We start from the raw sequence: 25,934 nt of genomic DNA, 5'->3' as shown, positions 1-25,934 counted from the left end.
TTTAGCGAAATTTCGCTGATAGTGTAATAACGCCGTAAATAAAGGCGATGTTTCTGGAAAAGGCAAGAAAAAACGCATTATTTGTTCGGTAGAATCCGGCTGTATTAATTTTGAGGTATGACAACTGAAACAACTTCCCATTACGATCATCTGGAGCAAATGTCGGTTCATGACTTGCTGCTCAACATCAATAAAGAAGATAAAACGGTCCCACTTGCTGTCGAAAAGGCAATTCCACAGATTGAAGAACTGGTTACGCAGATCGTTGATCGCATGCGCAGGGGCGGACGACTCATTTATATCGGTGCCGGAACAAGTGGCCGACTGGGTGTGGTGGATGCATCGGAGTGCCCGCCAACGTATGGTGTTCCGCACGACCTGGTCATTGGATTGATGGCCGGTGGCGATGGGGCCATTCGAAAAGCCGTCGAGTATGCGGAAGATGATGCCGAACAGGCCTGGAAGGATATTGCGCCTTATCAGCCCGATTCGACCGATACGGTGATTGGCATTGCGGCATCGGGCCGGACGCCTTATGTAATAGGTGGCTTGAATGAGGCCCGTAAAGCGGGTCTTTTAACGGGTTGCATCGTGTGTAATGCCGGTTCGGCGGTAGCACAGGCAGCTGAGTTCCCCGTAGAAGTGGTCACGGGACCGGAATTCGTAACAGGTAGTACCCGAATGAAAGCCGGAACGGCTCAGAAACTTGTTCTGAACATGATTTCGACCTCGGTCATGATTCAACTGGGGCGCGTGAAGGGTAACAAAATGGTTGATATGATGCTGACCAATATTAAGCTACAGGACCGCGCAGCCAAGATGGTCATGAGTGAAATTGGCGTTGATCGAGAACAGGCCGAAGCTTTACTGGCTAAATTCGGAAACGTCCGGGGCGCCATCGATGGGTTTGTTCAGGCTGGAAAATAGGTTAACGGTAACGTATTTTGCCAGTCAGGAACGGCTACTTTGTATAGTGGCTTCTCAAACGTTGAATTCTTTGGGAAGCCTTTACTCATTATTGGCTTCTCAATTGGAAAGAGCATGATACGCAAACGAATACTACTCATTGGCCGTAACCCAATCGTACTGGCTAATTTGTCGGCGGCCTTAACAAACGAAGGATTTGAGGTTCAAACAACCGGACTTGTTGAGCAAGCAAGTAAACAGTTTGACGCCATCGATTTTGACTTGATTGCGTTTGGGCGGGGCATTGATGAGGAAATGAAGGCCCTGTTAAAAGCTGATTTTTTAACAAAAAAGCCAACTGTCCATTTTATTGATGGGCTGGCTCCTGTTACTTCCTTGTTGGTCAAGCAGATTAAGCAGACGTTAGCTAATACAACTGCTTTTAATAAAACCCTTATCCGGTTTGTCAGACAGCCCGCTGACGACCTGTTGATTGACGTAACCGTAACGGTTGCCTGTCAGCTCAGCATTACGCTTTATCAGCTTGATGCGGTTCATCATACAGAACAGAAAACACTTGCTTCTGAATTTGTAATAGCCGGGAATCACACATTCAGAATTGCCAATTTGCCCAGTGTTCAGTCAACAATCAACTTTTTGGTGGCTGAGACCGATAAGCAGGATTTACTGGTTATGCCTCTTCGGTGAAACGCTGCGGGTTGAGCGAGATACCCGCACGACTGTTTCGTTCTTTTGTTTGGCCAAGGGTTGTTAATAGCTTTCCTACTTCGGACATGCAACGAATGAGCGAATAACAACCGACTATTGGCGTAGCTTTTGCGGCTAGTAATGGCTGCGTGTGCTGGTCGAGAACCAGGTGCCAACCCGTCTGTTTTGGGTCAGGAAAGTGCTGGAAGGTATAGTCATGTATCCGCTTGAACCATTTCAGGCAGTCGGGATGGCGCGTGTGCTCGTATCCTTTTAGCAGGGCCGACAGCGCTTCCAACTGAACCCAGGCCCACTTTTGCTGCCAATCGGGGAAAATGAATGCCTGCTGCTTAAAGTCGGCATACTGGTTTAATCCCGCGTTGGCTTCGTCCCATGCCTGTTCGCAAAGTCGTAAACACCAGTTGACGACTTGCATCGCTAACCGACGATTTGTACCGATGACGGATCCTGCTTTAGCTGATGCGCTCTCGGCATAAAAGTCGAGCAGATAACAAGCGGTTTGAAAGGAAAGGCCGACATTCAGGCGTCGGCCTTCAGGCGTGTTTATAAAGGCGCCTTCGGGTAAGATGAACTCGCGAAGGGTATCCGTACGCCGATCCATAAAACCATGCAGGATATCCTGTAGAATAAGGTCAATCGTTTGCTTCCAGCTATCTTCGGCGAGCAGCGGTTGCATGTCCAGAACCATTTTCAGGACCGCTACCGTTTCGCTCAGATGCCGTACCTGCCGAAAGCCACCAAGTGTATTCGCCTGGTCAGTATGAACATCGGCACGGCGTTCAAGTAAGCTAGAAAAGGCTTGTTTAGCCAGCATTGCCCATTCGTCCTGCTTTGTGGCGCGGTGCAACTGCGCATAGGCCATAACGGCAAAACTAGCCGGAACGAGGTCAATAGATTGAGATACGGGACGACCGCGTCGGTCGAGTTGTGCGTAGCAGGCCAGCGAATCATCGTGGGCAAACTGACTGAGAAAACGAGCGCCATGACTAGCGTGTTCGAGCCAGTCCGACTGGCCGTCGGGGGTTGTATAAAGCCAGGCAAAGGCCCACACTTGCTGAGCCTGTAAGGTTACAAATTTATCGCCTTCTATCTGTTCGCCCGTTGCTGACAGCAGGTCAACGTAGCCTCCACATAGTTTATCCCGGCTGTTTTTTAGCCAGAAAGGTACAACCTGCCTTAATAAGGCCTGCTGATAAGTGGCGGATAGGTTCTGAAAGTCAAGCACAAAAAGATCGGGGCCGCCCGCGCGGTATGATATAAGGCGTATGGTATAGGATGTATGACATCGTCGGGTGCATAACCAGACACATCCTCTACCACACATCCTATAACATATTAGTATACTTTTTCTACTTCGCGCTGCTCTTTTTCTTCGGGCAGTATGAACTTCATCGGCTTGCCTACTTTACCAGGAAGCAAGGCTATATCGAGTACCTGATCGACAGTATCGGCATAGTGGAAAACCAGATCTTTAATGTATGACTGATTAATTTCCTCAATGTCTTTGCGGTTTTTCGAACAGAGAATCAACTCTTTGATCCCCGCCCGGTTTGCCGCCAGAATTTTCTCTTTGATACCGCCCACGGGCAACACTTTACCCCGGAGCGTCACCTCACCAGTCATGGCCAGATAGGGCTTCACCTTGCGCTGGGTATACATGGAGGTCATCGAGGTGAGCATCGTGATCCCGGCTGAAGGCCCATCCTTTGGGACAGCACCGGCCGGAATGTGAATGTGCAGATCGTAATGACTGAAAATGCGGTAGTCAATTCCCAGATCATCGGCATGGGCTTTCAGATAGGAAAGTGCCGTAATGGCCGATTCCTTCATCACATCGCCAAGCTGGCCTGACAATGTCAACACGCCTTTGCCGCGGCTCAAACTCGACTCAATCAACAGGATTTCCCCGCCGACCTGCGTCCAGGCCAGACCCGTAACGACACCGGCAATGTCATCATCGGCATAGAGTTCTTTATCAAATATTTCGGCACCCAGCATTTTGGGGATATCGCTCACCTTAATAGTATGGTTGTATTCCTCTTCCATCGCAATGGATTTGGCTACCTTACGGATGAGCGCGCCAATTTTCTGTTCCAGGTTCCGAACGCCCGATTCGCGGGTGTAGCCTTCAATGATGCGCAGAACGGCTTTATCGTCGAATACTAAATCTTTAGGCTTCAAACCATGATCCCGACGTTGCTTTGGAATCAGGTACTTTTTCGCGATCTGGACTTTTTCCTCCACCGTATAGCCCGCAATGTCGATGATCTCCATCCGGTCACGCAGGGCGGGGTGAATGGTGTCGAGCGAGTTGGCCGTGGCAATGAACAACACCCGCGATAAATCGAACTCCGTTTCGAGGTAGTTGTCCATGAACGTTGAGTTCTGTTCCGGATCAAGTACTTCGAGTAAGGCTGACGATGGGTCGCCCCGGAAATCAGAACTTACTTTATCGATTTCATCCAGGATAAACACGGGATTGGCCGTACCGCACTTCCGGATATTCTGAATAACCTTGCCCGGCATAGCGCCAATATAGGTTTTTCGGTGGCCACGAATTTCAGCTTCATCATGCACACCACCCAGGGCCATGCGGCTGTATTTACGCCCCAGTGCCTTCGCTACCGATTTTCCCAGTGAGGTTTTACCCACGCCCGGAGGGCCATAGAGGCACAAAATCGGGGCTTTCATGTCATTTTTTAGTTTCAGAACGGCGAGGTATTCAATAATCCGCTCTTTCACTTTTTCCAGACCGAAATGATCCGTATCCAGAATTTTTTGCGCCCGTTTCAGGTCAAAATTGTCCTTGGTGTATTCATTCCAGGGCAGATCGACCATCAACTCAACATAATTCATCGTGACCGGGTATTCCGGTGCCATCGGATTGATGCGCTGTAATTTGGTAAGCTCCTTATCAAAATGGGAACGGACCTCAGCTGGCCATTTTTTGCGGTCGGCTTTGATGCGTAACTCATCAATGTCGCGGTCGGGGTTTTCCATCCCCAGCTCATCCTGCAATACCTTCATCTGCTGACGCAGGTAGTAATCTCGCTGTTGCTGATCGAGGTCCGATGAGGCCTTGGATTGAATTTCGCGTTTGAGTTCGAGCAACTGAACTTCCCGAAGCATGAACTCGAGCAGAAGGTTGGCCTGCTGGTTTCCTTCGAGTGTTTCTAAAAGGCGTTGTTTATCGGCAACATCAGCGTTAACGTTCGACGACAGGAAATGCAACAGGAACGTTGGACTTTCTATATTATCGAGGGCAATCCGAGCCTCTTGCGGAATTTCCGGATTGAGACGCAGCATTTTATAGGCAGCGTCTTTCAGGGATTGAAGAAGTGCTTTGCCTTCCTTCTTGTTTACATTCGTAAAGGAGTCGTCAATCTGGCGAACCTGGGCCGTCATAAACGGCTCTTCCTGCGTAAAGTGCTGGATTTCAAAGCGCTTTTTGCCCTGGATAATAATGGTAATATTTCCGTCGGGCAGGGTGATCATCTTTATGATGTAAGCGACTGTGCCAAAGCGATAAAGATCATCGGCAGTCGGTTCATCTTTCTGTTGATTCAACTGCGCGACTACACCTATAATCCGATTTCCTTTATATGCCTTTTTTACTAATCGTATCGACTTCGACCGGCCAACGGTCACAGGGATTACCATGCCCGGAAACAATACTGTATTCCGAACGGGCAGGATCGGTAAGTTGGCAGGTAATTCGTAATCATCATCTAACCCTTCTGGCGACCCAAGCGGTACAATCTCTAAATTGTCCGAATCAAAATCGGTCATCAATAAGCGGGTAGCTAAATCTTGGTCTGAATGCATAAGTACACTGCCAGGTTGGCAGCATTGAATATTTGGTGCCTGAAATATAGGAAAGGCAAGGAATACGAAGTATTTGCAAGGTCCGTGCCAATCATTCCCTTGTGACGAACTGGCGGACCTGTCGTTACAATGACAAAATTAACTAATTAGGCTACTTAGTAGCCCATAAATTTATTATTCGACTGAAATGTCCTGAATGGGCTGATTTTTACGAAAAACAAAGGTTTTTTTATGGCCTTGATATTGAACATTAACCATATTTACCTGATCATCAAACATTTCCATCAGTACATTTTGTTTCAGTAAACTACCTCGAAGTGGCTCGGCAAAAGGCATTTCCAAATAAATCCAGTGGGCGTCTGTCTCAACTTCATAGCCTATATATTTAATTGGCTTTGTTTGCTTCTGCGAGTTTACATATGAAAAATGTGACTGCACATATTTTTCGATCAACGGGTCCTGCTTTGCGGGTCCATTCAGGTTGACTTTACTCTTATAGGCTTCAGTAAGCGTCTTCTCGAAATCATCGGTAAAAATCCGAATACTGATCTCAAAAACTCGCTCCTTCGGGTTGTACTGCATCTGCGTTACACTGGCATGGAAATCGTGTGCCGGTCGGCTGGCCATTAGGCTAACCAGTAAAATGCCACTAAATAATTTTTTAAGCACAGCAAGCACAAAATTGGTCTACAATGAGCAAAACGCTACTCAACCTCAGTTGAATAGCGTTTTGCTCATTGTGGTTAATGGATTAAAAAACGGCTTTGAAAACGTCATTAAAGATGGCAAAAGCCATCAGGCCAAGCAGAATAACCATACCGACTTTCTGGGCTCCTTCCAGGAAACGATCGGACGGTTTACGACCCGAAATGATTTCGTAGCTCAGAATTGTGGCGTGCCCGCCATCGAGCGCCGGAATCGGCAGGGCATTCATAAATGCAAGCGCCATCGACAATACGCCGGTAACGGTCCAGAAACGATCCCAAAGCCAAACTCCACCGAAGAGGTTTTGGGCAATCCCGATTGGACCACTTAGTGCTTTAGATGCCGAAACTTCGCCCCGGAAAATCTTGCCAAATCCTTTTATATTATCGTACACGACCTGGAACGCCTTTTTGCTTCCAACACCTATCGCTTCGCCGAACGTATATTGCTGCTTCGTTAGAGGCAGCAGAAACTCGGGATAAAAACCAATCGTGCCGTCGGCCGTAGTTTTGACCGTGAGTGTCGTTGGCTGACCATTCCGATTAATACCAAGGGTTAGTGGAGTGTTCTTGAGCGGTTTCACGATATCCGTGAATTCGTGGTAGAACCGAATGGGCTTGCTGTTAACGCTCGTAATAATGTCTCCTGCTTTCAGGCCTGCTTTGGTGGCTGGTTGGCCCGGTACTAACTCGGCTACCTTGAATGGTTCGATGGGTTCGATAAACTGACCAGCCGCTTTTTTATCGGCTAGTTTATCGACAAAGTTATTCGGGATGAAAATGTCTTCCAGCTTACCGTTTCGCTCAATCGTATAGGAGCTATTGTTTCCCAGGAATACGTCTGAACTACGAATCTCATTGAAGTCGGAAATCGTCTTTCCATTGACTTTCACAATTTTGTCGCCCGTTTGTAAGCCAATGCTTTTAGCCAGATCATAGGCGACAATGCCATATTTAGCGTCTTTGGCCGCCAGATACGTATTGCCGTTCTTGTAGGCGATGATCACAAAAATCAGGATGCCGACAATCACGTTCACGATGATACCACCGAGCATAACAATCAGGCGTTGCCAGGCCGGCTTGGCGCGAAATTCGTAGGGTTGGGGCTCGGTATCGGTATGGGCCGTATCGAGCGATTCGTCAATCATACCCGAAATTTTCACAAAACCACCCAGCGGAATGGCGCCGAGACCATATTCAGTTTCACCCCGTTTGATACTCCATACTTTGGGAGGAAAGCCAATAAAATACTGCTCTACGCGCATGCCGAAGGCTTTGGCAGCTAATAAATGCCCTAATTCGTGTAAGCCAACCAGGATGGACAAGCCCAGAATGAGCTGACCCGCCATTATTAAAATTTCTAAATACTTAGGTTCCATGTAGTTAAACCGCTATGGCGGACCATTGTGATAATGCGAATGTGAGGATTAAAAACGACACGTTGCTTAGCGTCGGCTTTTGAGGGCGCGAAATAAGATAATACCGAGCACAATACCTATGATAAACCAAATCCAGTAAGTCACGTGTGTTAAAAACGTTGTGTGTGGCCGATACAATACAAACAGCTAAACCAAAGTTTTAATTCGCTCCGTAGCGAGCCGACGGGTTTCTTCGTCGGTGAGGACGTAGTCTTCGTAAGTGGGCTGTTCGACGAAGGTTGCTTTGGCCAGACAGGACTCGATAATTTCTGAAATTTCCAGAAAACCGATCTGATCGTGCAGGAACGCATCGACTGCTACTTCGTTGGCAGCGTTGATGATGCAAGCTGCATTGCCGCCCCGCTTCAGGGCATCGAAAGCAAGCTGAAGGTTTCGAAACGTTTTCAGGTCGGGCTGCTCGAACGTCAGGGAGGGGTAATCCATAAAGTTAAAGCGGGGGAAATCAGATTTTAGCCGATTTGGATAACCCAACGCAAACTGAATGGGCAGGCGCATATCGGGCAGGCCCATCTGTGCTTTCAGGCTACCGTCCTCAAATTGCACTAGTGAATGAATAATGCTCTGCGGGTGAACAATGACGTCGATCTGCTCGGCTGTCAGGCCAAATAACCATTTGGCTTCGATGACTTCCAGCCCTTTGTTCATCAGCGTAGCCGAGTCGATGGTAATTTTGGCACCCATTGTCCAGTTTGGGTGCTTGAGCGCCTGGGCTTTCGTAACCGTCGCCAGAAACTCCAACGATTTACCCCGGAAAGGCCCACCCGATGCGGTCAGGATGATTTTCTCGATGGGGTTATGAAACTCACCAACCAGACATTGGAAAATGGCCGAGTGTTCTGAATCGACCGGGTAAATGTTGACGCCCTTTTGCGTAGCCAGGCGGGTAATGAGTTCACCCGCCACCACCAGTGTTTCTTTATTGGCCAGCGCGATGGCCTTCCCCGCTTCGATGGCCTTAATGGTAGGCAACAACCCGGCATAGCCAACCATAGCGGTCAGCACCATGTCGATGGTATCCATCTGCACGACCGATGCAATGGCTTTGGCGCCGGCATAAACTTTGATGCCCAAAGGATCGAGGGCCGTGAAAACCTGCTCGTAGCGATCTTCATTGCAGATGACCACCACGTTGGGTTTCAACTCGACGGCCTGCTGAATGAGCAGATCGGCATTGTTGTTGGTTGTCAGCACCTCAACCTGAAACTGGTCGGGATGGGATTTTATCACGTCGACGGCCTGGGTCCCAATAGAACCGGTTGAGCCGAGGATGGCGATATGGCGTTTTTTTATGTCAGTCATTTAGTTTTTACTAAGTCAAAATTGACTTTCACTCCCAATTCTTCTTCTATGGCGCGGATGAAGTATACGCCTTCAGGGTAATCAACTATCAGTTCGTCAATGTATTGTTGTGCTGATTGATTTAGATTATTGATCTGTTGTTTTTTTGATCTAATGTATCTTTTTCTTTGATCAGCTAATCTAGCGTTGTCTAAATCTAATAGCTTTATGAGGTTGTTAGCTTCTATATCACTAGGATCAGCGGCAACGTAGTTGCCGTCAAAGTATAAAATTCGTTGTTCTAAGTCTTGAGCGGTAGGATGAAGTATAGGTTCTATCCATTTACTTGATTTTCTGACATTCCATAAACTTTTAACCAGAAACCAATTTGTATAGCCGTCACTATTAGTGTTTTTAAGCGTTGGATTAAAGTGCTCAATGTGAGCGTCATTCGATGCTCCAAAATGTGTTTCTGTATAAGCGCAGATACTATGTTGCTCTTCGGCTAGTAACTGTCTCAACTCATCATTATTCCCCTCTTTGTAAGTCAGCTGTCGCTCAATAATTTTCGACTGAGCCAATTTTATAACACGTCTCATGTCGGCTAAAATTTGTATTTATCGCCAAGTTTAGCTTGTTCTACTATTAATTTTTTTTGACGCGCTATGTCTTTTTCGTTTTTTATTTCTACAAATAGATTCCTATATCTTTCATAAGCATCCAGCCCAGGTTGTAGCATTAATTCATTCATGCCAAAATCATCACTTAAAATATCATTTGGATCATCACCTTCAGGCGAAATGCCATTACGACATTTCACTTCACCGTTCTCGTCAAAATACAAAATGAACCGTTCGCAGGGCTCGAAAGCGGATGCAACGATGGGGGAGTGCGTAGCAAAGAAGAATTGAGAATTGGGGGCGAGAGAAGTGTAGTAATTTACCAACTTTCGCTGAATATCCGGGAATAAGGAGTGTTCAGGTTCATCGAATAATATAACTCCCTTATTAATTTGGCTTTTATAAATAGGAATAGCCGTTACCAATAGTTGCTTCGTTCCAGTACTTAGGCCATTAAAAGCCAGCTGTTTACCACCCTTCGTTTTTATTACAATTAACGCTTCGGTACCTTCTGTATCAACTTCAAGAAAAAAATCCTTTAAAACAGAATTTAGGCAATTAGTAGCGATATCAACCTTAGGATTAGGGTTTTCAGTTTGCCACTTATTTAGGCTTTCAGATAAGCGATGAGGTGAAAAACTTCCATTTTTCTGAATAAGATCAATGGCAACTTTCTTTAAGCTTTCATCATATTTTTCAATATCATTAAGTAAATAAGACCATAAATAACGTCCATCCAAAGAATGGAAGGCCAGTGTTTTTGATTGGGCCAGTCTATCAATAGACTCTTGTCTTTTCTCATTAGTGAGAAAAAGCTCATCTGTGCTAGCTAAATAGGCCCTATTATCTTCATTTCTATTTGCGGTGAGACTGTATGCATGACTAAGAGCAGAGTCGTCTATGTACAAGCATAGCTTGTTGTAAGATTTTATAGCATCATAAATAGTACTAGGTTGTGACTGAATCCAATCTAAACTGCTACCTGCAATATCTTTATCGTTGTTTATATATAAATCAGAAGGACTGCGAAGAGACTGTGAGTCAAAGCTAATTTTGTGTTCAGAAATCAACGCAAGTACAGAAATACTTGCTTTAAATGTTTCATAATGACTCACTGAAGGAATTGAAAATTTATTAGATGCAATTTGATAGCCGTCATTTACGACTTGAAAAAAATCCCAAATGATTTTCAATAACGTCGTTTTCCCCGTCCCACTCTGCCCAATAAAACACACTTTCTCCAATGGCTGTCCGGCTTTTGGATGGCCTTCTGGATAGGTAAAGTCAAATTTTATATTCTTGAACTGACGGTATTCGCCAATGTCTATTCCGGTTATCTTCATCGCTTACGCCGTTTGTCCTATCTCCAATAATCCTTCAGCAATCTTCCGGTCATTCGCCAAGCGGGGCACTTTGTTCTGGCCGCCCAACTTGCCCTGCGATTTCATGTACCGCTGAAATGCGCCACGGGGCAGGCTCGTCAGTTTTAACGGTTGCAGAATGGAACCCGTAATCAGGTCGTCATAATATACGTTTAGTTCGATCAGGCGGTTGTCTACGTCCCGGGCAAAAGCAGGTGCATCGTGCGGGGGCGTGGCAAACTCCACCAGCCACTCATGATACGGTAAGCCTTCTTTTGGACTTACCATTGGCGCGACGGTAAACTCAACCACTTCGGTTTCCGGGTGTTTCTGCATCGCAAATTGCAACGCCTTCTCCACTTCTTCACCAATGACATGCTCACCGAAAGCCGAAATAAAGTGCTTGATACGTCCCGTTACCAAAAGCCGATACGGCTCCCGCGACACGAACTTGACCGTATCACCGAGCGAATAGCCCCATAATCCGGCGTTATTGTTAATAATGACGGCGTAGTTTTTTCCCAGTTCAACTTCATCAATGGTTAACCGGCGCGGATTTTCGGTGAAGAACTCGTCGGCAGCGATGAATTCGAAAAAGATGCCACTGTCTACCAGAAGGAGCAAGCCTTCTTCCGTCTGGCTATCCTGGAACGCAATGAAGCCTTCCGATGCTGGATAGGTCTCAATGGAGTCGATACGCTTGCCAATGCTGTCGAACAGCTTGGCGCGGTAGGGCTCGAAGTTGACCCCCCCGTATACGAAGACTGAAAAATCAGGGAAAACGTCTTTGATCAACTTACCCGTTCGCTCTTGAATCCGGTCGAAATACATCTGTACCCAGGGCGGAATGCCCGAAATGAGTGACATCGGCTGGGTCAGGGTTTCGTCGATAATGCGTTCCAGTTTGGTTTCCCAGTCGTCAATGACGTTGGTTTCATAACTGGGCAACTGGTTGGTGCGCAGGTAAGCCGGAACATGGTGATTGGCAATGCCCGAAAGCCGCCCAATGTTAATGCCCGCTTTTTGGGTCAGTTCGGGACTTCCCGATAGGAAAATTAGTTTCTTATCCAGAAATGCCCCGTTTCCCGTTTCGTTAATATAATTCAGCAACGCATCGCGAGCGGAATTGATATGGTTTGGAATCGAATCCTGCGTGATTGGAATGTACTTGGTGCCCGATGTGGTGCCCGATGTTTTAGCGAAATACAGCGGCTTCCCTTTCCAGAGCACATCGGCGCCACCGCTTAAAATCTGCTCGATATAGGGTTTCAGGTCTTCGTAATCGCGGACTGGAACGGCCTGCCGAAACTCCGCAACCGTCCGTACATCCTTCAGACGATGATCCTGGCCGAAAACTGTTGCCCGTCCGCCTTCCATCAGGCGCTGAAACCAGCGTTGCTGAGCCTCGGCAGGCTGATACATCCAGGCTTGTTGCCGCTCTACTATAAACTTGGCTAATGGCTTACTAACGACCGAACGAATTCCCATAATGGCACAAAGGTAAGGCTTAATCACAAGGATGAATGAGGAACGAAAAATGATGAATAATCAACTTTAGCCGTTATTGCCAGGATGATTCATAAATCATTATTCATCATTCTGATTAATAATCTATATTTTTGCACACTTTTAAGAAAACTGTATTTGTAATAAGGCGTTCTGCGTCAACCTATAATGGGACTTTTCAATTTTTTAACCAGCGATATTGCTATTGATCTAGGTACGGCGAATACCCTGATCATTCACAAAGATCGGATTGTGGTAGATGAGCCTTCGATTATCGCCATGGACAAAGTCAGTGGCAAGGTACTGGCCATTGGTCACAAGGCCATGCAGATGCACGAAAAGACCAACGAAAACATCAAGACAATTCGCCCGTTGAAAGACGGTGTTATTGCCGATTTTACGGCTGCCGAACTGATGATTCGGGGTATGATAAAAATGATTGATACCGGTAGTAAACTGTTTTCTCCTTCGCACCGAATGGTTATTTGTATTCCATCGGGTATCACCGAAGTAGAGAAGCGGGCCGTAAAAGACTCCGCTGAACATGCCGGTGCCAAAGAAGTATACATGGTGCATGAGCCTATTGCCGCAGCCATTGGCATTGGCATTGATATCACTCAGCCCAACGGCACAATGATCGTCGACATTGGCGGAGGTACGACCGAAATTGCGGTGATTGCCCTGTCCGGTATCGTTTGCGAACAATCTATTCGCATTGCGGGTGATGTATTTACCCGCGATATTGTGGATTACATGCGTCGGGAACACAACCTGCTCATTGGCGAACGGTCGGCTGAACAAATCAAGATGGAAGTTGGCTCAGCGTTACCTGAACTCGACAACCCACCGGCTGATTATGAAATCCGGGGTCGTGATTTGATGACCGGTATCCCTAAAGAAATCAAAGTTACCTACAGCGAAATTGCCTACGCGCTCGATAAGTCTATCTCGAAAATTGAGGAGGCTACAATGAAAGCCCTCGAAATTTCGCCACCGGAATTGTCGGCCGATATTTATACCAATGGGATTCACCTGACGGGTGGCGGGGCCTTGCTGCATGGCCTCGACAAACGGCTGGGCGCTAAAACCAAATTGCCGATTCACGTGGCCGATGATCCGCTCAAGGCGGTGGTAAAAGGTACGGGTGAGGTAATTAAGAATCTGGAAATGTACAGATCGGTATTGATTAGCTAATTGTGTAACCAGGCGGTCGGTCATTGCCGAAGAATCCACGCTTTGTAGGTATACCTTCAGTCTACAAAGCGTGGATTCTTCGGCAATGACCGACCGCCTTCGTTACGTTTAATGTAATGGGAGAGTTAGTCGATTTTTTTGTTCGGAGCCGGAACTTCATTCTGTTTGTATTGCTGGAAGTACTTTGTTTTTACTTCATTATCAATACCAGCAATTACTGGAGTGTTACGTACTTCAATACCTCGAACCAATATGCGGCTAAAGTATTGGCCCTGTCAAATGCGGCAAATGAGTATGCCCGTCTTCGTCAGGTCAATTCTGATCTGGCCCTGGAGAACCAACGACTAAATGCCCAACTGGCGAAGCTGCTTCAAAGCAAGCCAGCCGCCCCGGCAGAATATCGGGCCGATTCCGCTTTTGCCGACCGGTTTAAATTTACGGTGGCGAAGGTGGTTGATAACACAACGCAATTCGCCAATAACTACATTACAATCGATAAAGGAACCGATGATGGGATGCGGCCAGGCATGGGCGTTATTTCACCAACGGGAGTTGTTGGAAAAGTAAAAGCCTGTAATCGCCATTTTTCGGTCGTAACGTCGATTCTGCATTCTGAATTTCTGGTATCATCGCAGCTCATAAAAGCCAAGGAGATTGGCTCTGCCAAGTGGGATGGTGGTGATCCGCACCTGATCAAGCTGAATGACATATCGCGCTACAAACCCGTTAGTCAGGGAGATTCGGTTGTTACGTCGGAGTTTAATTCAACCTTTCCGCCAGGCGTACTGGTGGGCCGTGTGCGTAGCGTTGGTATCCAGCCTAACCAGACCTTTCATGATATTACGCTTAACCTGGCTACTAATTTTAGCAACTTGTCTTTTGTGTATGTCGTTGAAAATCGCCTTCAAGCCGAGCAGGAGCAGTTAGAAAAACAAATTGAAACGGAAAAATAAGCGTGTGGTTCGTGTTAGTTGTCACGTTTATCAGACGTAATGACCCATCCGGACCAACAGGCTGAGCTATAAAATGACCCTGCGCGAAATTCTGTCTACGTCACTTTTATTTTTGTTGTACCTGATCCTGCAAATTCTGCTGGTGCGAAACCTGGTTCTGTTCGATTATGCTTTTTGCTTTATCTACATTGCCTGTATTCTGCTGTTACCAAATGAACTTGGCCTGACCTGGCTGCTGCTGATTGCCTTCCTGACGGGTATTATTATCGACACATTTTACAATACGTTGGGAATACACGCGGCTGCTTCGGTGTTAATGGCCTATTGTCGGCCATTGATCGTTCGTTCCCAGATCGATGTTCCCGGTCTAGAGACGCGTATTGAGTTTTCGCTTCGGGAGTTGGGTGTCGGTGCTTTTTTTCGGTATGTGCTAATTTTAGCACTCATTCATCATACGGCCCTCTTTTTTATCGAAGCCAGTAGCTTAACGCTGCTTATCCCAACCCTTATTCGGGTGGCTGCCAGTACCTTGTTTACGACTATAAGTATTGTTCTGATTCAGTTTTTTACAAGAAATTAAATCATCGTCCGCACACGAGAACATGTCTGAAACGCTCATACTTCCTCAAACACAGGATCGGCAGGTCATTTATGATAGTCTGATCCCTCAACTGGCAGCCCTCGTAGAGGGCGAGCCGGACCTGATTGCCAACCTGGCAAATATTGCCGCTGCCCTCAAAGAAGCCTTTGGGTTTTTCTGGGTGGGGTTTTACCTTAAAAAAGGTGATCAACTCGTTTTAGGGCCTTTTCAGGGGCCAATTGCCTGCACGCGTATAGCCTTTGATAAAGGCGTTTGCGGAGCGGCCTATACGCGTCAGGAAACGATTGTGGTGCCTGATGTCGAGCAGTTTCCGGGACATATTGCCTGTAGTTCAGCCTCCAGGTCAGAAGTCGTCGTTCCGGTGTTCGACCGGGCGGGCAACGTAACTATGGTGCTGGATGTTGACAGCGATCAACTGAATGATTTCAGTGAAGTCGATGCCAGAGAACTCGAAAAGATTGCCGGATTGATCATGACGTTTTAAGAAATATCGGCTGTTTTCTGATGTGGCCCGCAGGCGTTAAGATGCTGTTAAAGTTTAACCTGCGCTTAAACCATTGCCCTGATTGGCCGTCTTAGGTTCGAACTTAACAACGAAGAACCATGCTTAAGAAAATCGCTTTGAGTGGCTTACTGCTCTCCCTGTTCTCATTTCCCTTGTTAGCGCAGGAAACCGCTACGCCCGATGCTGCCACCCAGACCAACATGCGTCGGATGGGTAAAAACGGAGGCATGCAGCACCAGAAAGGTGATCCGTCTACCCGCGCTAAAAAAATGACTGATCGTATGACGCAGCAACTGGGACTCGATCAGGCGACGTCGCAAAAAGTATATGATGTTACCTTGGCACGCGCTCAAAAAATAGATGCCATTCAGGCCAGCTCGGACGATAATAAGGCTAAAGCACAGGCCATGAAAGCGAACGCTGACGATTTCAAGGCCAAGTTGAAAGGCATTCTTACGCCTGACCAGTTCGCTAAGCTTGAATCCATGAAAGGAAAAGGGGGCATGCGGCATGGCCGGGGCGGGCCAGACAACGGTGACCAGAATAACGGTCAAAAATAAACCAGCCTGCAACGTAGTCTCAAGGAAAAGGGGACTGAAGCTCAACCTTCAAGAAGGCTGAGCTTCAGTCCCCTTTTAGTGAATGAGGTATATTTTACCTTACAGTAAAGTTTGTACATCGTCTCCTTTTGCTTTAAAAACAGGTCAATTATCCCATGGCATCACCCGTATCTCGTCGGCTATTCATTAGACAAGCTGCGCTCGCAGGAGCAACAACTATGGCAGTGCCGACATTACTGTCGGCTAAATCAGGTACGTACGACCCTGAACCAGCGGTGATTGGCCATAATGGCTTCCGATATCGGGTTGTGCCGGGATGGGGTGTTCTGGACGCAGGCAAGAACCCCGTCAATGATTGCCACGAAATGGTACAGGATGCCAAAGGACGCATCATTCTGTTGACCAACGAGACGAAAAATAATATTCTTATCTACGATAAATCAGGCAAATTGCTCGAATCCTGGGGCCATAGTTATCCGGGCGGACATGGGCTGACGTTAGGTGGTGAAGGAAACGACCAGTACTTGCTGATTTGCGATACCGACCGGCATCAGGTTATCAAAACCGATTTGAAAGGCCGCGAATTGATGAAGCTGGAGTACCCGAAAGAAACCGGCAAATACGATTATCCATCCCAGTATAAACCTACCGAAACGGCAATCAACCCGGCTAACGGGGATATTTATGTGGTAGATGGGTATGGGCTGAATTACGTGACGCAATACGATAAAACGGGTAAACTGATTCGGTACTGGGGCGGCAAAGGTGAGGGTAACGATACATTCGATTGCTGCCATGGTATCGTTGTTGACCGTCGGGTAGCCGCTAATCCGACCCTGCTTATTACCGACCGTCGGCATAATGCGCTGAAACGGTTTTCACTCGATGGGAAATACGTGTCGACCATTGCCCTGCCGGGTTCCTACATCTGCCGTCCGGTTATTCATGGCGACAACATTTACGGGGCCGTGTTTCGGAGTACATCCGATTCCTATCCTGACTCGGGCTACATTCAGATTCTGGATAAAAACGACCGGGTGATTTCAACCCCAGGCGGCTCTGCGCCGATTTACCAGGACAACAAACTTGCTGAACAGCGCAAAGACTTTAAAAACTCGCCATTTTTGCACCCGCACGACGTTCTGGTAGATGAAGACGATAGCGTTTATGTAGCTCAATGGGCATCTAAAAAAACATATCCTATTAAACTAGAGCGTGTTGCCTGATATTCCGGCCTGACTTATGCATGAGCTGATTTTGTTGCAAGCGAAGCCGTCGTCCCCCGCCGACTGGGTGTTGTTCTGGGGGCATTTTCATCCGCTCATCGTTCACCTGCCGATCGGTTTTCTGCTCATTGCCGGCCTGCTTGAACTAGACCGACTTACCCGGCGCAACTCCGTGAGTCCGCACACGATCACACTGATTCTGTTCTGGTCGGCGGTGAGTGCTACTTTGGCCTGTGTGTTTGGGTATATGTTGTCGTTGGGTGGCGGCTACGAAGCCGAAACGCTGAACAGCCACATGTGGGAAGGTATCGGCGTGGCGGTGTTTGCCTGGCTGGCCTGGGCCGTAAAGTCCGAGAATCTGGGTCGTATTGTACCCTTTGCCTCCCTCATGTATCTACCCGCGCTGGGGGTATCGCTGTTGCTTTTGTTGGCTGCCGGGCATTTGGGAGGCAACCTGACGCATGGTGAAGAGTATCTGACCCAGTACATGCCCGAAACCATGCGGACCCTGGCCGGTGTCGAACCCAAGCAGAAAGACGTGAAATTTCAGCCCATTACGGATGTTAATCAGGCAATGGTGTATCAGCAGATCGTGAACCCTATCTTGCATAGTCGTTGTGTGCAATGCCATAATGCGGGGAAGGCAAAGGCCGGACTGCGGCTGGATACGCCCGAAATGATTAAAAAAGGGTATGAAGACGGACCGGTGCTTGTGGTGGGCAAGAGTAAGACGAGCGAGTTAGTGAAGGTTTGCCTGTTACCCGAAGATGACGATCACCACATGCCGCCTAAAGGTAAAACTCAGCTAAAGGAGAGTGATATTGCCTTGCTAACCTGGTGGATTGATCAGGGAGCCCCCTTCGACAAAAAAGTGTCTGACCTCGCCGTAAATGAAGCTATTCGTCCGGTACTGGCGTCGTTGGCCGGTGGTGGGCCACTCGAAGTAGGAGGACCACAGGTTGCATCGGGGCCTGCCCCTGAGTCGCCGGTGCTGACCATGAAAGTGCCAGCGGCTGATCCGAAAGTTGTCGACGAACTGAAAAAACTGAACTTGCTGGTATTGCCCCTGTCAAAAGAGCAGAATCAATTGGAAGTCAGTGCCGTAAATGCCCGTACGTTCAACGACGCTCAGGCTGGTACCTTGCCAAAACTGAGTGATCAACTTGTGTGGCTTAAGCTGGGTGATACCCAGATTTCTGATGCCGCCCTGGCATCGATTGCCAAACTGAAGAATTTGCAAAAACTCCATCTGGAAGAAACGAAGGTGACCGACGCTGGCCTGAAACAACTAAAGCAGCTAACCAATCTGGAGTATTTGAACCTGTATGGCACCGCTATTACCGACGCTGGATTAGTCGAACTGGCCGGGCTAAAAAATCTTAAAACGATTTATCTCTGGCAAACTAAAGTGACCGAACAAGGCATTGCCAGCTTGAAAACGGCTTTACCCAAACTAGAGGTCGTTGGTGGAATCAATGAACAGGCTATTGCCGAATTTGCTAAAGTGGCCCCGCCCGAATCGAAAGGAAGCGAGCCGAAAAAGGACTAGCTAAACGCTTTTGGTAAACAAACCGTATTTTCCGGGTATTGACTTCTGCAACGGGCAAGCCACCGATACAACATCCAGGATTATGAAATCTGAACTCGTCAAATTCATACTTTTTACGGTTTGCTTTAGCCTGCTAGCCTCGTTCTATAACACAGATGCCCAACCAGCCACAACCAGGCAAGTGCTTGATTATCAGGAATTAAAAGGGTTGCTGTTGAGGCACAAGACAACGGTTGAGAGTATGCTCAGCATGAAGCGGTTTAAACTCACTTCGAACAAAGAGAGACCCGAAAGCACAATCTACGAGTATAAAAAAGAGAGCGATAGCACCCAAATTCTTATCCGGATTCGTAAACGTGATGGGCTTGTTAGTGAGATCGCCTGGGACGAAAGGCGATCAACAATTGGGAACTTAACACATGACGCTGTTTATGATGGGTTTGTGCCGGTAACTGGGAATAGTCGCTACTATAACCGATTTCAAAAGATGGCACTATTAGTTAATTACACACTGGCTCACGAAGACAATAATGTCCCCTGTATCCTCAGAGCAGTTGACTGAAGCTTTCGAACAGTTTTAGACGAATAGTAAAGACCATTCTTCAAAGTATACTGGTGAAAATTATATTAAAATTAAATTTTATCCTAATAAGAACTCAATTTGCTCTTCTCGCTGTTTACAGAGAACTCCTATATCGCCGGTAAAAAGTAACTCACTCAACAGCAAAATAGTCTATCAACAAGATAAGATAGTACGATTTTCCTATACCTCCCGAGGTTATTTTTGTGAATCTGTTTCACCATCAACCCATTCGTTGGTATGCGCGCCTGGTCAGACATGCAATTTCGATACATTCTTCTCAGCGCAACGGCTGGCCTCTTCGGCGCGTCTATCTGGTTGACATCCTGCCATCGTTCTATCGAAAAACCGGCTGATATTATTGCGGTCGAAGCAAGTCTGCCCGAAAAGGTTGATTATAACCTTCATGTAAAGCCCATTCTGTCTGACCGCTGTTTCGCCTGTCATGGGCCGGATAAAGCCAAACAACAGGCAGGTCTGCGGTTAGATACGCCCGAAGGTGCCTATGAAGCGTTGGCAAAAAGTGGTCATAAAGCGATTGTCCCCGGCGATTTAGCCAAAAGCGAACTGGTTAGCCGCATCATCAGCAATGATCCCGATGTGATGATGCCAACGCCTAAATCAAATCTTACCCTGACGGCCGAAGAGAAGGCCATACTGATTCGATGGGTTGAGCAAGGAGCGGAATACAAAGAACACTGGTCGCTGATTGCACCAGTCATGCCCGAGATTCCGAAGGTGACCGACGAAAAATGGGTCATCAACGATATCGACCGGTTCATTCTGGCGAAACAGGAAGCCAAAAAATTAGGGCATGCACCCGAAGCTGATAAAACCACACTGCTCCGCCGGGTGAGCCTTGATCTGACAGGCCTGCCACCAACACCCGCCGAGGTGGATGCGTTTCTGGCTGATAAATCGCCAAATGCTTACGAAAAAGTGGTGAACCGGCTCCTTCGTAGTCCGCATTACGGAGAGCGGCAAGCCGTTGAATGGCTCGATGTGGCTCGTTATGCAGACACAGATGGCTATCAGGACGATGGCTTGCGCACCATGTGGCCCTACCGTGACTGGGTTATTCGGGCCTACAACCGGAACCTCTCTTTTGATCGGTTCATTACCTGGCAGTTGGCCGGGGATCTATTGCCCAACCTGTCGGCTTCGAAAGACCGACGTGATAAACTTATTGCCACCGCCTTTAACCGCAATCACCAGCAAAGCCAGGAAGGTGGCATTGTAGACGAAGAATACCGGACCGAATATGTTGCCGACCGAACCAACACGTTTGGAAAAGCCATGTTGGGGCTTACGGTTGAGTGCGCCCGCTGTCACGATCATAAATATGATCCCATTAGTCAGAAAGATTATTACTCCCTGTTTGCCTTTTTCAACAGCAATAATGATCGGGGTCAAATTCCTTACAACGGGGAAGCTGCACCGACCATTACCTTAACAAAACCTGAAACGGAGGCTAAACTGCGTTTCATTCGAGAACAGCTTACCCCAGTTCAGCAACAACTTAATCCAAATCGTCCCGATTACCAGCAACGTTATGGGCAGTGGCTGGCCAAAAATCCTACTGTATCGTCAATTGACTCCGGGCTACTGGCGCATTACACATTCGATGAAGCCGACCGGGCTGATATTGGCGCTTACGTGAAAGCCAAAAACGAGGAGCGCAAACGGGAAGACGAGAAAAAGAAAGTAGCTGAAGAGGCTAAACCTAAAAAAGAAGGCATCGCTAAAGCTGGCAAGCCCGACGATAAGAAACCAGAAAAGAAGGAGCCGCCTAAACGTAAAACGAAGGAAGAGCTTTGGAAAGATCCGCGTAATGCTTTTGCCAATACAGTCAACGATACACTTCCCGCTCGATTGGGGGGCGATCCCGACAAAGTTCCGTATTCGGTACCTGGTCGTTTTGGCAAAGCCCGTTATCTGGCTGGAGACAGCTTTATTGAGTTGCCTGGCAACTTTGGCGCATTCGAGCAAAATGAGCCATTCACCATTAGCAACTGGTTTAATCTAGCAAAGCCGAATATGGCCCTGACGCTCATGGGACGCACGACCGGCCCTATGGATGGTCAGCGTGGCTATCAACTCGATTTACTGGGCGATGGGCGGCTGAAACTGACCCTTAACCATGTTTGGCCCGCCAATGCCATCGACATAGAATCGGTCGATAAAGTGCCGGTACATCAGTGGTTCCAGGTTGCTTTTGCTTACGATGGAACCGGTCAGGCAAAGGGTTTGGCGCTTTATCTGAACGGGCGGCCTATTCGAACAAAGGTGATTACCGATAACCTGCTGCACAGCATGGTGTTTGGAAAAGACCGGACACACTGGGCACAGCACAACTTCTATGTGGGCCGGATGCACGATTATTTCTATAAAGATTTTGCGGTCGACGAACTCCGAATTTACAATCGTTGCCTGACATCTCTGGAAATGCCCAGTCTGGCGGGTCAGCCCGACGCGCTGATGGCTGCATTACAAACACCCGTGGCTAAGCAAACACCCGCACAACGGGCAGGACTATACACCTATTACGTCCGGGCGCAAGACCCTGTTTACCGGGTGACTTATGCTAAAGCCATGACGTTACGTGGTGAGCAAATCAAGCTCTATACCAACTCCGATCAGGTGATGATCATGCAGGAGCGGTCGGTGCCGCGCGAAACGCACCTGCTGAATCGCGGTGCTTACGATGCCCCTGGCGAAGTAGTCACTCCCGCCGTGTTGCATAGCCTTAATCCCTTACCTGAGGATATGCCTAAAAATCGGCTTGGTCTGGCCAAGTGGTTACTGGCGCCCGAAAATCCACTGTTCAGTCGGGTAATGGTGAACCGGATGTGGCAGCAGTACTTTGGACAAGGTCTTGCCAAAAACAGTGATGACTTTGGGAATCAGGGCGCATTACCAAGCCATCCCGAATTGCTGGATTATCTGGCTGTAAAGTTTCGTGATATGGGCGATTCCAAATCGGGAGGGCAATGGAACACGAAAGCCATGCTTAAGATGATCGTTATGTCGGCCACCTATCGTCAGGCATCGAGCGTGCCTGAGAACGTACGGGAAATCGATCCGGATAATACATTCCTGACCCGTGGACCAAGCTATCGAATGTCGGCCGAGCAAGTGCGCGACAACGCGCTCGCGGCCAGCGGATTGCTCACCCAGCGTGTTGGTGGTCCAAGTGTGCGGCCTTACCAACCGGCAGGCATCTGGGAGGCTTTAGCTACACGAAATGCCGTAAAGTATATTCAAAGTCAAGGCGATAGCCTTTACCGCCGTTCCATGTACACGATCTGGAAACGCTCCTCGCCCGCGCCGATGATGTTAAATTTCGATGCGGCCGAACGGCATACCTGTGTGGTGAAACGGCAGAAAACCAGTACGCCCCTCCAGGCACTGGTTACCCTGAATGACCCACAGTTTGTGGAAGCTGCCCGAGTGCTGGCGCAACATCTACTGCCAGTCACCAATGCTTCGACGGGTATTACGGCTGTCTTTAAAGCGGTTGTCAGCCGTCCGGCGCGGCCCGAAGAGCTAACGCTGGTGAACCAGCTCTATAACGAAGAACTGGCAGACTTTAAAAAGAATCCCAAACGGGCAAACGAATTACTGGCGGTAGGTGAATACCCTGTCGATAAGCATATAAACCGGACTGAGTTAGCTGCCTGGACCGTAGTAGCCAGCACGATCATGAATTTCGACGAAGCGATCATTAAACGATAGGGCAGAGGACAATGGATATTCAGGATGAAATACATGACCAATTCAGCCGCCGGACGTTTCTGGGGCAATCCAGTGCGGGGCTGGGCGCTATTGCGTTAGCCTCGCTGCTCAATCCAACAAAGCTGTTTGGTGGTTCGTCCGCGCCCGGAGAGAACCCCGCCGTGGGTAAGCCGCACTTCCCTCCGAAAGTGAAGCGGGTTATTTACCTATTTCAAAGTGGAGCGCCTTCGCAGCTGGAGTTGTTCGATTACAAGCCCAAACTCGAAACCATGTGGGGGCAGGATTTACCCGCTTCCGTACGCAATGGTCAACGCCTGACGGGCATGAGTGCGGGACAGAGCCGTTTTCCGCTGGCCGCGTCGAAATATAAATTTGCGCAGTATGGACCTGGCCAGATGTGGCTTAGTGAATTGTTGCCGCATACAGCCCGCATTGCTGGTGACCTAACGTTTGTGCGCTCCCTGCATACTGAGGCCATCAATCATGATCCAGCCGTCACCTTCTTCCAAACAGGAAGCCAACAGGCCGGACGACCCAGCTTTGGCTCGTGGATCAGCTACGGCCTAGGTTCCGATAATCAGAATCTACCGGCTTTTGTCGTACTCCTTTCCAAAGGACGCGATGGCGATCAGCCGTTGTATGCCAAACTCTGGAGTAATGGTTTTTTGCCATCGGTGCATCAGGGTGTAGTGTTTCGGTCGGGGCCAGATCCCGTTTATTACCTCAACAATCCACCCGGCGTCGATAAAACCAGCCGTCGGCGAATGCTCGATTACCTGACCAAACTGCACCAGGAGCAGTACAAGCACGTGCTGGACCCCGAAATAAACAATCGGATGGCTCAGTATGAAATGGCGTACCGGATGCAGACTTCCGTACCCGAAACGCTCGATATTTCGAAAGAGCCGGATTATATTTTCGATATGTACGGCCCCGATAGCCGGAAGCCCGGAACGTTTGCCGCCAACTGCCTCCTGGCTCGTAAGCTGGTCGAAAAAGACGTGAAATTTGTCCAGCTATACCATCAGGGATGGGATCAACACGGAAATTTGCCCAACGATATTAAGACGCAGGCCAAAAGCGTCGATCAACCCTCGGCGGCCCTGATCATGGATCTCAAACAGCGCGGTCTGCTTGACGACACACTCGTAATCTGGGGCGGTGAGTTTGGCCGGGGCGCCTACTCCCAGGGAAAACTTACCCGCGATAATTACGGGCGCGATCACCACCCGCGTGCCTTCTCGGTTTGGATGGCCGGGGCCGGGGTTAAAAAAGGCATGGTGTATGGCGAAACGGATGATTTTGGCTATAATGTCGTCCGTGATCCGGTTCATGTTCACGATTTTCAGGCAACGATTTTACACCTCCTCGGGATCGATCACGAGAAGCTGACCTTTAAGAGTCAGGGGCGTCGGTACAGGTTGACGGACGTACATGGCAAGGTTGTAAAGCCACTGTTAGCTTAGACGCGAAGTCGCTTTGTGGATTGGGCAAAAGTAAGGCCTATGAGGTTTTTCAACCTTATAGGCCTTACTTTTGCCTATAATCTCTATGCTACAACAATTTGATACCTGGATACGAGCCATAGTCCGCTGGTGTGGCTATGTACCTAACCGCGATTTGTCGGGCTGGGTACTGCTCACCATTGCGGTATTACTAGGCCTGCTTGTTGATCTGGTTATTACCCAGATTGTTCGGTTTATTGTCCGGCGTCGGCCGTTTCAAACGCTCGGCTACCTTAAAGTTTATGTGCGCTGGGCATTTTGGATTTTTGTCCCCTCCCTGTTTTTCTTATTGGCTACCAATGTCCAATCGGCGCGGTTTATACGCCGACACCCCGTAGCTGACAAAACAGCCGAAGTTCTCTTCCTTATTTCGAGCACATGGCTGGTCATTCAACTGCTAAAGGTGGGTGAACTGCTGCTCATTCGTCAGTACGATACGGTGCAGGATGTTAATCTGTCGCATCGTAAATTCGTTACGCAGGTTCGCTTTTTTCGTCGGGTGCTGGCCGCTGGTATTGTAATTATCAGTGCCTCATTGCTGTTGATCTCCTTTCAGGGAAGTCGAAAAGTGGGTCTCAGTGTATTGACTTCGGCCGGTGTTGTTTCGGTATTGATCGGGTTTGCTGCTCAGAAAACGCTGGCCAATCTGATGGCGGGTATCCAAATTGCCTTCAATCAGCAAATTCGGTTAGGCGATGCGGTAGTGGTTGAAAAAGAATGGGGGCGAATTGAGGAGATTAACCTCACCAGTGTCATTGTCCGCATCTGGGATCGCCGTCGGCTCATATTACCCATTACATATTTCGTTGAAACACCCTTTGAGAACTGGACCCGCTCCGACGCGACTATTGTTGGGGCAATTTTCCTGTACCTGGATTATACTATTCCCGTTGATAAAATCCGGGAGAAGGCCCGGGAATTAGCCGAAAATGATCCCCTCTGGACCGGCGACACGTTTGCAGTGCAGGTAACGGATACACAACCTACCTGCATCGTCATCCGGGTTCTGGTATCAGCACCCGACGCGCCATCTGCTTTTGATTTGCGCTGCCACATGCGCGAACAACTGATTGCGTTCATCCGCGATGCATACCCACAGAGCCTGCCGCAAACACGTCTGATGCTGGCTGAAGAATTAAAGTTAAAAGAGGAGTAAAG

At 48.2% G+C, this 25,934-nt stretch carries 21 protein-coding genes; 13 read left to right on the top strand and 8 right to left on the bottom strand.

Annotation, left to right across the window (positions count from 1 at the left end; genetic code table 11):
• The first annotated feature begins 117 nt into the window (after nucleotides 1-117).
• Together murQ and ACYVAM_RS23570 are read left to right on the top strand one after the other, a co-directional pair.
• Nucleotides 118-927 (top strand): N-acetylmuramic acid 6-phosphate etherase, encoded by an 810-nt coding sequence (murQ, locus tag ACYVAM_RS23575; RefSeq protein WP_461071645.1) that lies wholly within the window; start codon nucleotides 118-120, stop codon nucleotides 925-927.
• Between the two features lie 114 nt (nucleotides 928-1,041).
• Nucleotides 1,042-1,614, top strand: a complete 573-nt coding sequence (locus tag ACYVAM_RS23570; protein ID WP_461071643.1) for a response regulator — start codon at nucleotides 1,042-1,044, stop codon at nucleotides 1,612-1,614.
• Here ACYVAM_RS23570 and ACYVAM_RS23565 read toward each other — a convergent pair.
• From ACYVAM_RS23565 to ACYVAM_RS23530, 8 genes are all read right to left on the bottom strand, one after another.
• Nucleotides 1,598-2,860, bottom strand: a complete 1,263-nt coding sequence (locus ACYVAM_RS23565; RefSeq protein WP_461071641.1) for an AGE family epimerase/isomerase — start codon at nucleotides 2,858-2,860, stop codon at nucleotides 1,598-1,600. The two genes, ACYVAM_RS23570 and ACYVAM_RS23565, sit on opposite strands and share 17 nt — an antisense overlap.
• A gap of 110 nt (nucleotides 2,861-2,970) precedes the next feature.
• Complete coding sequence (lon, locus tag ACYVAM_RS23560; protein ID WP_461071639.1) at nucleotides 2,971-5,460, bottom strand: endopeptidase La; 2,490 nt, start codon at nucleotides 5,458-5,460, stop codon at nucleotides 2,971-2,973.
• Between the two features lie 174 nt (nucleotides 5,461-5,634).
• Nucleotides 5,635-6,129 carry a DUF6702 family protein gene (locus ACYVAM_RS23555; RefSeq protein ID WP_461071637.1) on the bottom strand — a complete coding sequence of 165 codons (495 nt, stop codon included), beginning with the start codon at nucleotides 6,127-6,129 and terminating at the stop codon, nucleotides 5,635-5,637.
• Between the two features lie 82 nt (nucleotides 6,130-6,211).
• Nucleotides 6,212-7,543: an RIP metalloprotease RseP gene (gene rseP, locus ACYVAM_RS23550; protein ID WP_461071635.1), complete on the bottom strand. Its 1,332-nt coding sequence runs from the start codon at nucleotides 7,541-7,543 to the stop codon at nucleotides 6,212-6,214.
• Nucleotides 7,544-7,729: 186 nt separating this feature from the next.
• Nucleotides 7,730-8,902, bottom strand: coding sequence for a 1-deoxy-D-xylulose-5-phosphate reductoisomerase (locus ACYVAM_RS23545; protein WP_461071631.1), 1,173 nt, complete (start codon nucleotides 8,900-8,902; stop codon nucleotides 7,730-7,732).
• Nucleotides 8,899-9,480, bottom strand: a complete 582-nt coding sequence (locus ACYVAM_RS23540; RefSeq protein WP_461071629.1) for an HNH endonuclease family protein — start codon at nucleotides 9,478-9,480, stop codon at nucleotides 8,899-8,901. Before ACYVAM_RS23540 ends, ACYVAM_RS23545 begins: the two co-directional genes overlap by 4 nt.
• A gap of 5 nt (nucleotides 9,481-9,485) precedes the next feature.
• On the bottom strand, nucleotides 9,486-10,844 hold the full coding sequence (locus ACYVAM_RS23535) for an AAA family ATPase (protein ID WP_461071627.1): 1,359 nt from the start codon (nucleotides 10,842-10,844) through the stop codon (nucleotides 9,486-9,488).
• A gap of 3 nt (nucleotides 10,845-10,847) precedes the next feature.
• Nucleotides 10,848-12,350 carry a GH3 auxin-responsive promoter family protein gene (locus ACYVAM_RS23530; RefSeq protein ID WP_461071625.1) on the bottom strand — a complete coding sequence of 501 codons (1,503 nt, stop codon included), beginning with the start codon at nucleotides 12,348-12,350 and terminating at the stop codon, nucleotides 10,848-10,850.
• A 186-nt stretch (nucleotides 12,351-12,536) separates the two neighbouring features.
• Here ACYVAM_RS23530 and ACYVAM_RS23525 point away from each other — a divergent pair, with 186 nt between their 5' ends.
• From ACYVAM_RS23525 to ACYVAM_RS23475, 11 genes are all read left to right on the top strand, one after another.
• Nucleotides 12,537-13,562 (top strand): rod shape-determining protein, encoded by a 1,026-nt coding sequence (locus tag ACYVAM_RS23525; protein ID WP_018619308.1) that lies wholly within the window; start codon nucleotides 12,537-12,539, stop codon nucleotides 13,560-13,562.
• A 116-nt stretch (nucleotides 13,563-13,678) separates the two neighbouring features.
• Nucleotides 13,679-14,515 carry a rod shape-determining protein MreC gene (gene mreC / locus ACYVAM_RS23520; protein ID WP_461071623.1) on the top strand — a complete coding sequence of 279 codons (837 nt, stop codon included), beginning with the start codon at nucleotides 13,679-13,681 and terminating at the stop codon, nucleotides 14,513-14,515.
• Nucleotides 14,516-14,588: 73 nt separating this feature from the next.
• On the top strand, nucleotides 14,589-15,095 hold the full coding sequence (locus ACYVAM_RS23515; protein ID WP_461071621.1) for a hypothetical protein: 507 nt from the start codon (nucleotides 14,589-14,591) through the stop codon (nucleotides 15,093-15,095).
• A 22-nt stretch (nucleotides 15,096-15,117) separates the two neighbouring features.
• Nucleotides 15,118-15,600 (top strand): GAF domain-containing protein, encoded by a 483-nt coding sequence (locus ACYVAM_RS23510; protein ID WP_461071619.1) that lies wholly within the window; start codon nucleotides 15,118-15,120, stop codon nucleotides 15,598-15,600.
• 119 nt (nucleotides 15,601-15,719) lie between these two features.
• Nucleotides 15,720-16,181, top strand: a complete 462-nt coding sequence (locus tag ACYVAM_RS23505; protein ID WP_461071617.1) for a DUF4890 domain-containing protein — start codon at nucleotides 15,720-15,722, stop codon at nucleotides 16,179-16,181.
• Nucleotides 16,182-16,336: 155 nt separating this feature from the next.
• Nucleotides 16,337-17,407 carry a 6-bladed beta-propeller gene (locus tag ACYVAM_RS23500; protein ID WP_461071615.1) on the top strand — a complete coding sequence of 357 codons (1,071 nt, stop codon included), beginning with the start codon at nucleotides 16,337-16,339 and terminating at the stop codon, nucleotides 17,405-17,407.
• Nucleotides 17,408-17,423: 16 nt separating this feature from the next.
• The gene (locus tag ACYVAM_RS23495; RefSeq protein ID WP_461071613.1) at nucleotides 17,424-18,956 is read left to right on the top strand and encodes a c-type cytochrome domain-containing protein; all 1,533 of its coding nucleotides are present in this window, start codon (nucleotides 17,424-17,426) and stop codon (nucleotides 18,954-18,956) included.
• 82 nt (nucleotides 18,957-19,038) lie between these two features.
• Complete coding sequence (locus ACYVAM_RS23490; protein ID WP_461071611.1) at nucleotides 19,039-19,518, top strand: hypothetical protein; 480 nt, start codon at nucleotides 19,039-19,041, stop codon at nucleotides 19,516-19,518.
• Nucleotides 19,519-19,776: 258 nt separating this feature from the next.
• On the top strand, nucleotides 19,777-23,271 hold the full coding sequence (locus ACYVAM_RS23485) for a DUF1553 domain-containing protein (protein ID WP_461071609.1): 3,495 nt from the start codon (nucleotides 19,777-19,779) through the stop codon (nucleotides 23,269-23,271).
• Between the two features lie 11 nt (nucleotides 23,272-23,282).
• Nucleotides 23,283-24,737 carry a DUF1501 domain-containing protein gene (locus tag ACYVAM_RS23480; RefSeq protein ID WP_461071607.1) on the top strand — a complete coding sequence of 485 codons (1,455 nt, stop codon included), beginning with the start codon at nucleotides 23,283-23,285 and terminating at the stop codon, nucleotides 24,735-24,737.
• Nucleotides 24,738-24,822: 85 nt separating this feature from the next.
• Entirely contained in the window at nucleotides 24,823-25,932 is a 1,110-nt protein-coding gene (locus ACYVAM_RS23475) for a mechanosensitive ion channel family protein (protein ID WP_461071605.1), read from the top strand.
• Nucleotides 25,933-25,934: the final 2 nt, after the last annotated feature.

It is taken from the genome of Spirosoma horti, assembly GCF_054776595.1.
Note: the sequence above shows the minus strand (reverse complement) of the source record. Positions and strands in the feature narration are given on the sequence as shown.

Coding starts and splice junctions, on each gene's coding strand:
- murQ (WP_461071645.1), top strand. CDS start 118: ATGACAACTGAAACAACTTCCCATTACGATCATCTGGAGCAAATGTCG.
- ACYVAM_RS23570 (WP_461071643.1), top strand. CDS start 1,042: ATGATACGCAAACGAATACTACTCATTGGCCGTAACCCAATCGTACTG.
- lon (WP_461071639.1), bottom strand. CDS start 5,460: ATGCATTCAGACCAAGATTTAGCTACCCGCTTATTGATGACCGATTTT.
- rseP (WP_461071635.1), bottom strand. CDS start 7,543: ATGGAACCTAAGTATTTAGAAATTTTAATAATGGCGGGTCAGCTCATT.
- ACYVAM_RS23545 (WP_461071631.1), bottom strand. CDS start 8,902: ATGACTGACATAAAAAAACGCCATATCGCCATCCTCGGCTCAACCGGT.
- ACYVAM_RS23540 (WP_461071629.1), bottom strand. CDS start 9,480: ATGAGACGTGTTATAAAATTGGCTCAGTCGAAAATTATTGAGCGACAG.
- ACYVAM_RS23535 (WP_461071627.1), bottom strand. CDS start 10,844: ATGAAGATAACCGGAATAGACATTGGCGAATACCGTCAGTTCAAGAAT.
- ACYVAM_RS23530 (WP_461071625.1), bottom strand. CDS start 12,350: ATGGGAATTCGTTCGGTCGTTAGTAAGCCATTAGCCAAGTTTATAGTA.
- ACYVAM_RS23525 (WP_018619308.1), top strand. CDS start 12,537: ATGGGACTTTTCAATTTTTTAACCAGCGATATTGCTATTGATCTAGGT.
- mreC (WP_461071623.1), top strand. CDS start 13,679: ATGGGAGAGTTAGTCGATTTTTTTGTTCGGAGCCGGAACTTCATTCTG.
- ACYVAM_RS23515 (WP_461071621.1), top strand. CDS start 14,589: ATGACCCTGCGCGAAATTCTGTCTACGTCACTTTTATTTTTGTTGTAC.
- ACYVAM_RS23510 (WP_461071619.1), top strand. CDS start 15,118: ATGTCTGAAACGCTCATACTTCCTCAAACACAGGATCGGCAGGTCATT.
- ACYVAM_RS23505 (WP_461071617.1), top strand. CDS start 15,720: ATGCTTAAGAAAATCGCTTTGAGTGGCTTACTGCTCTCCCTGTTCTCA.
- ACYVAM_RS23500 (WP_461071615.1), top strand. CDS start 16,337: ATGGCATCACCCGTATCTCGTCGGCTATTCATTAGACAAGCTGCGCTC.
- ACYVAM_RS23495 (WP_461071613.1), top strand. CDS start 17,424: ATGCATGAGCTGATTTTGTTGCAAGCGAAGCCGTCGTCCCCCGCCGAC.
- ACYVAM_RS23490 (WP_461071611.1), top strand. CDS start 19,039: ATGAAATCTGAACTCGTCAAATTCATACTTTTTACGGTTTGCTTTAGC.
- ACYVAM_RS23485 (WP_461071609.1), top strand. CDS start 19,777: ATGCGCGCCTGGTCAGACATGCAATTTCGATACATTCTTCTCAGCGCA.
- ACYVAM_RS23480 (WP_461071607.1), top strand. CDS start 23,283: ATGGATATTCAGGATGAAATACATGACCAATTCAGCCGCCGGACGTTT.
- ACYVAM_RS23475 (WP_461071605.1), top strand. CDS start 24,823: ATGCTACAACAATTTGATACCTGGATACGAGCCATAGTCCGCTGGTGT.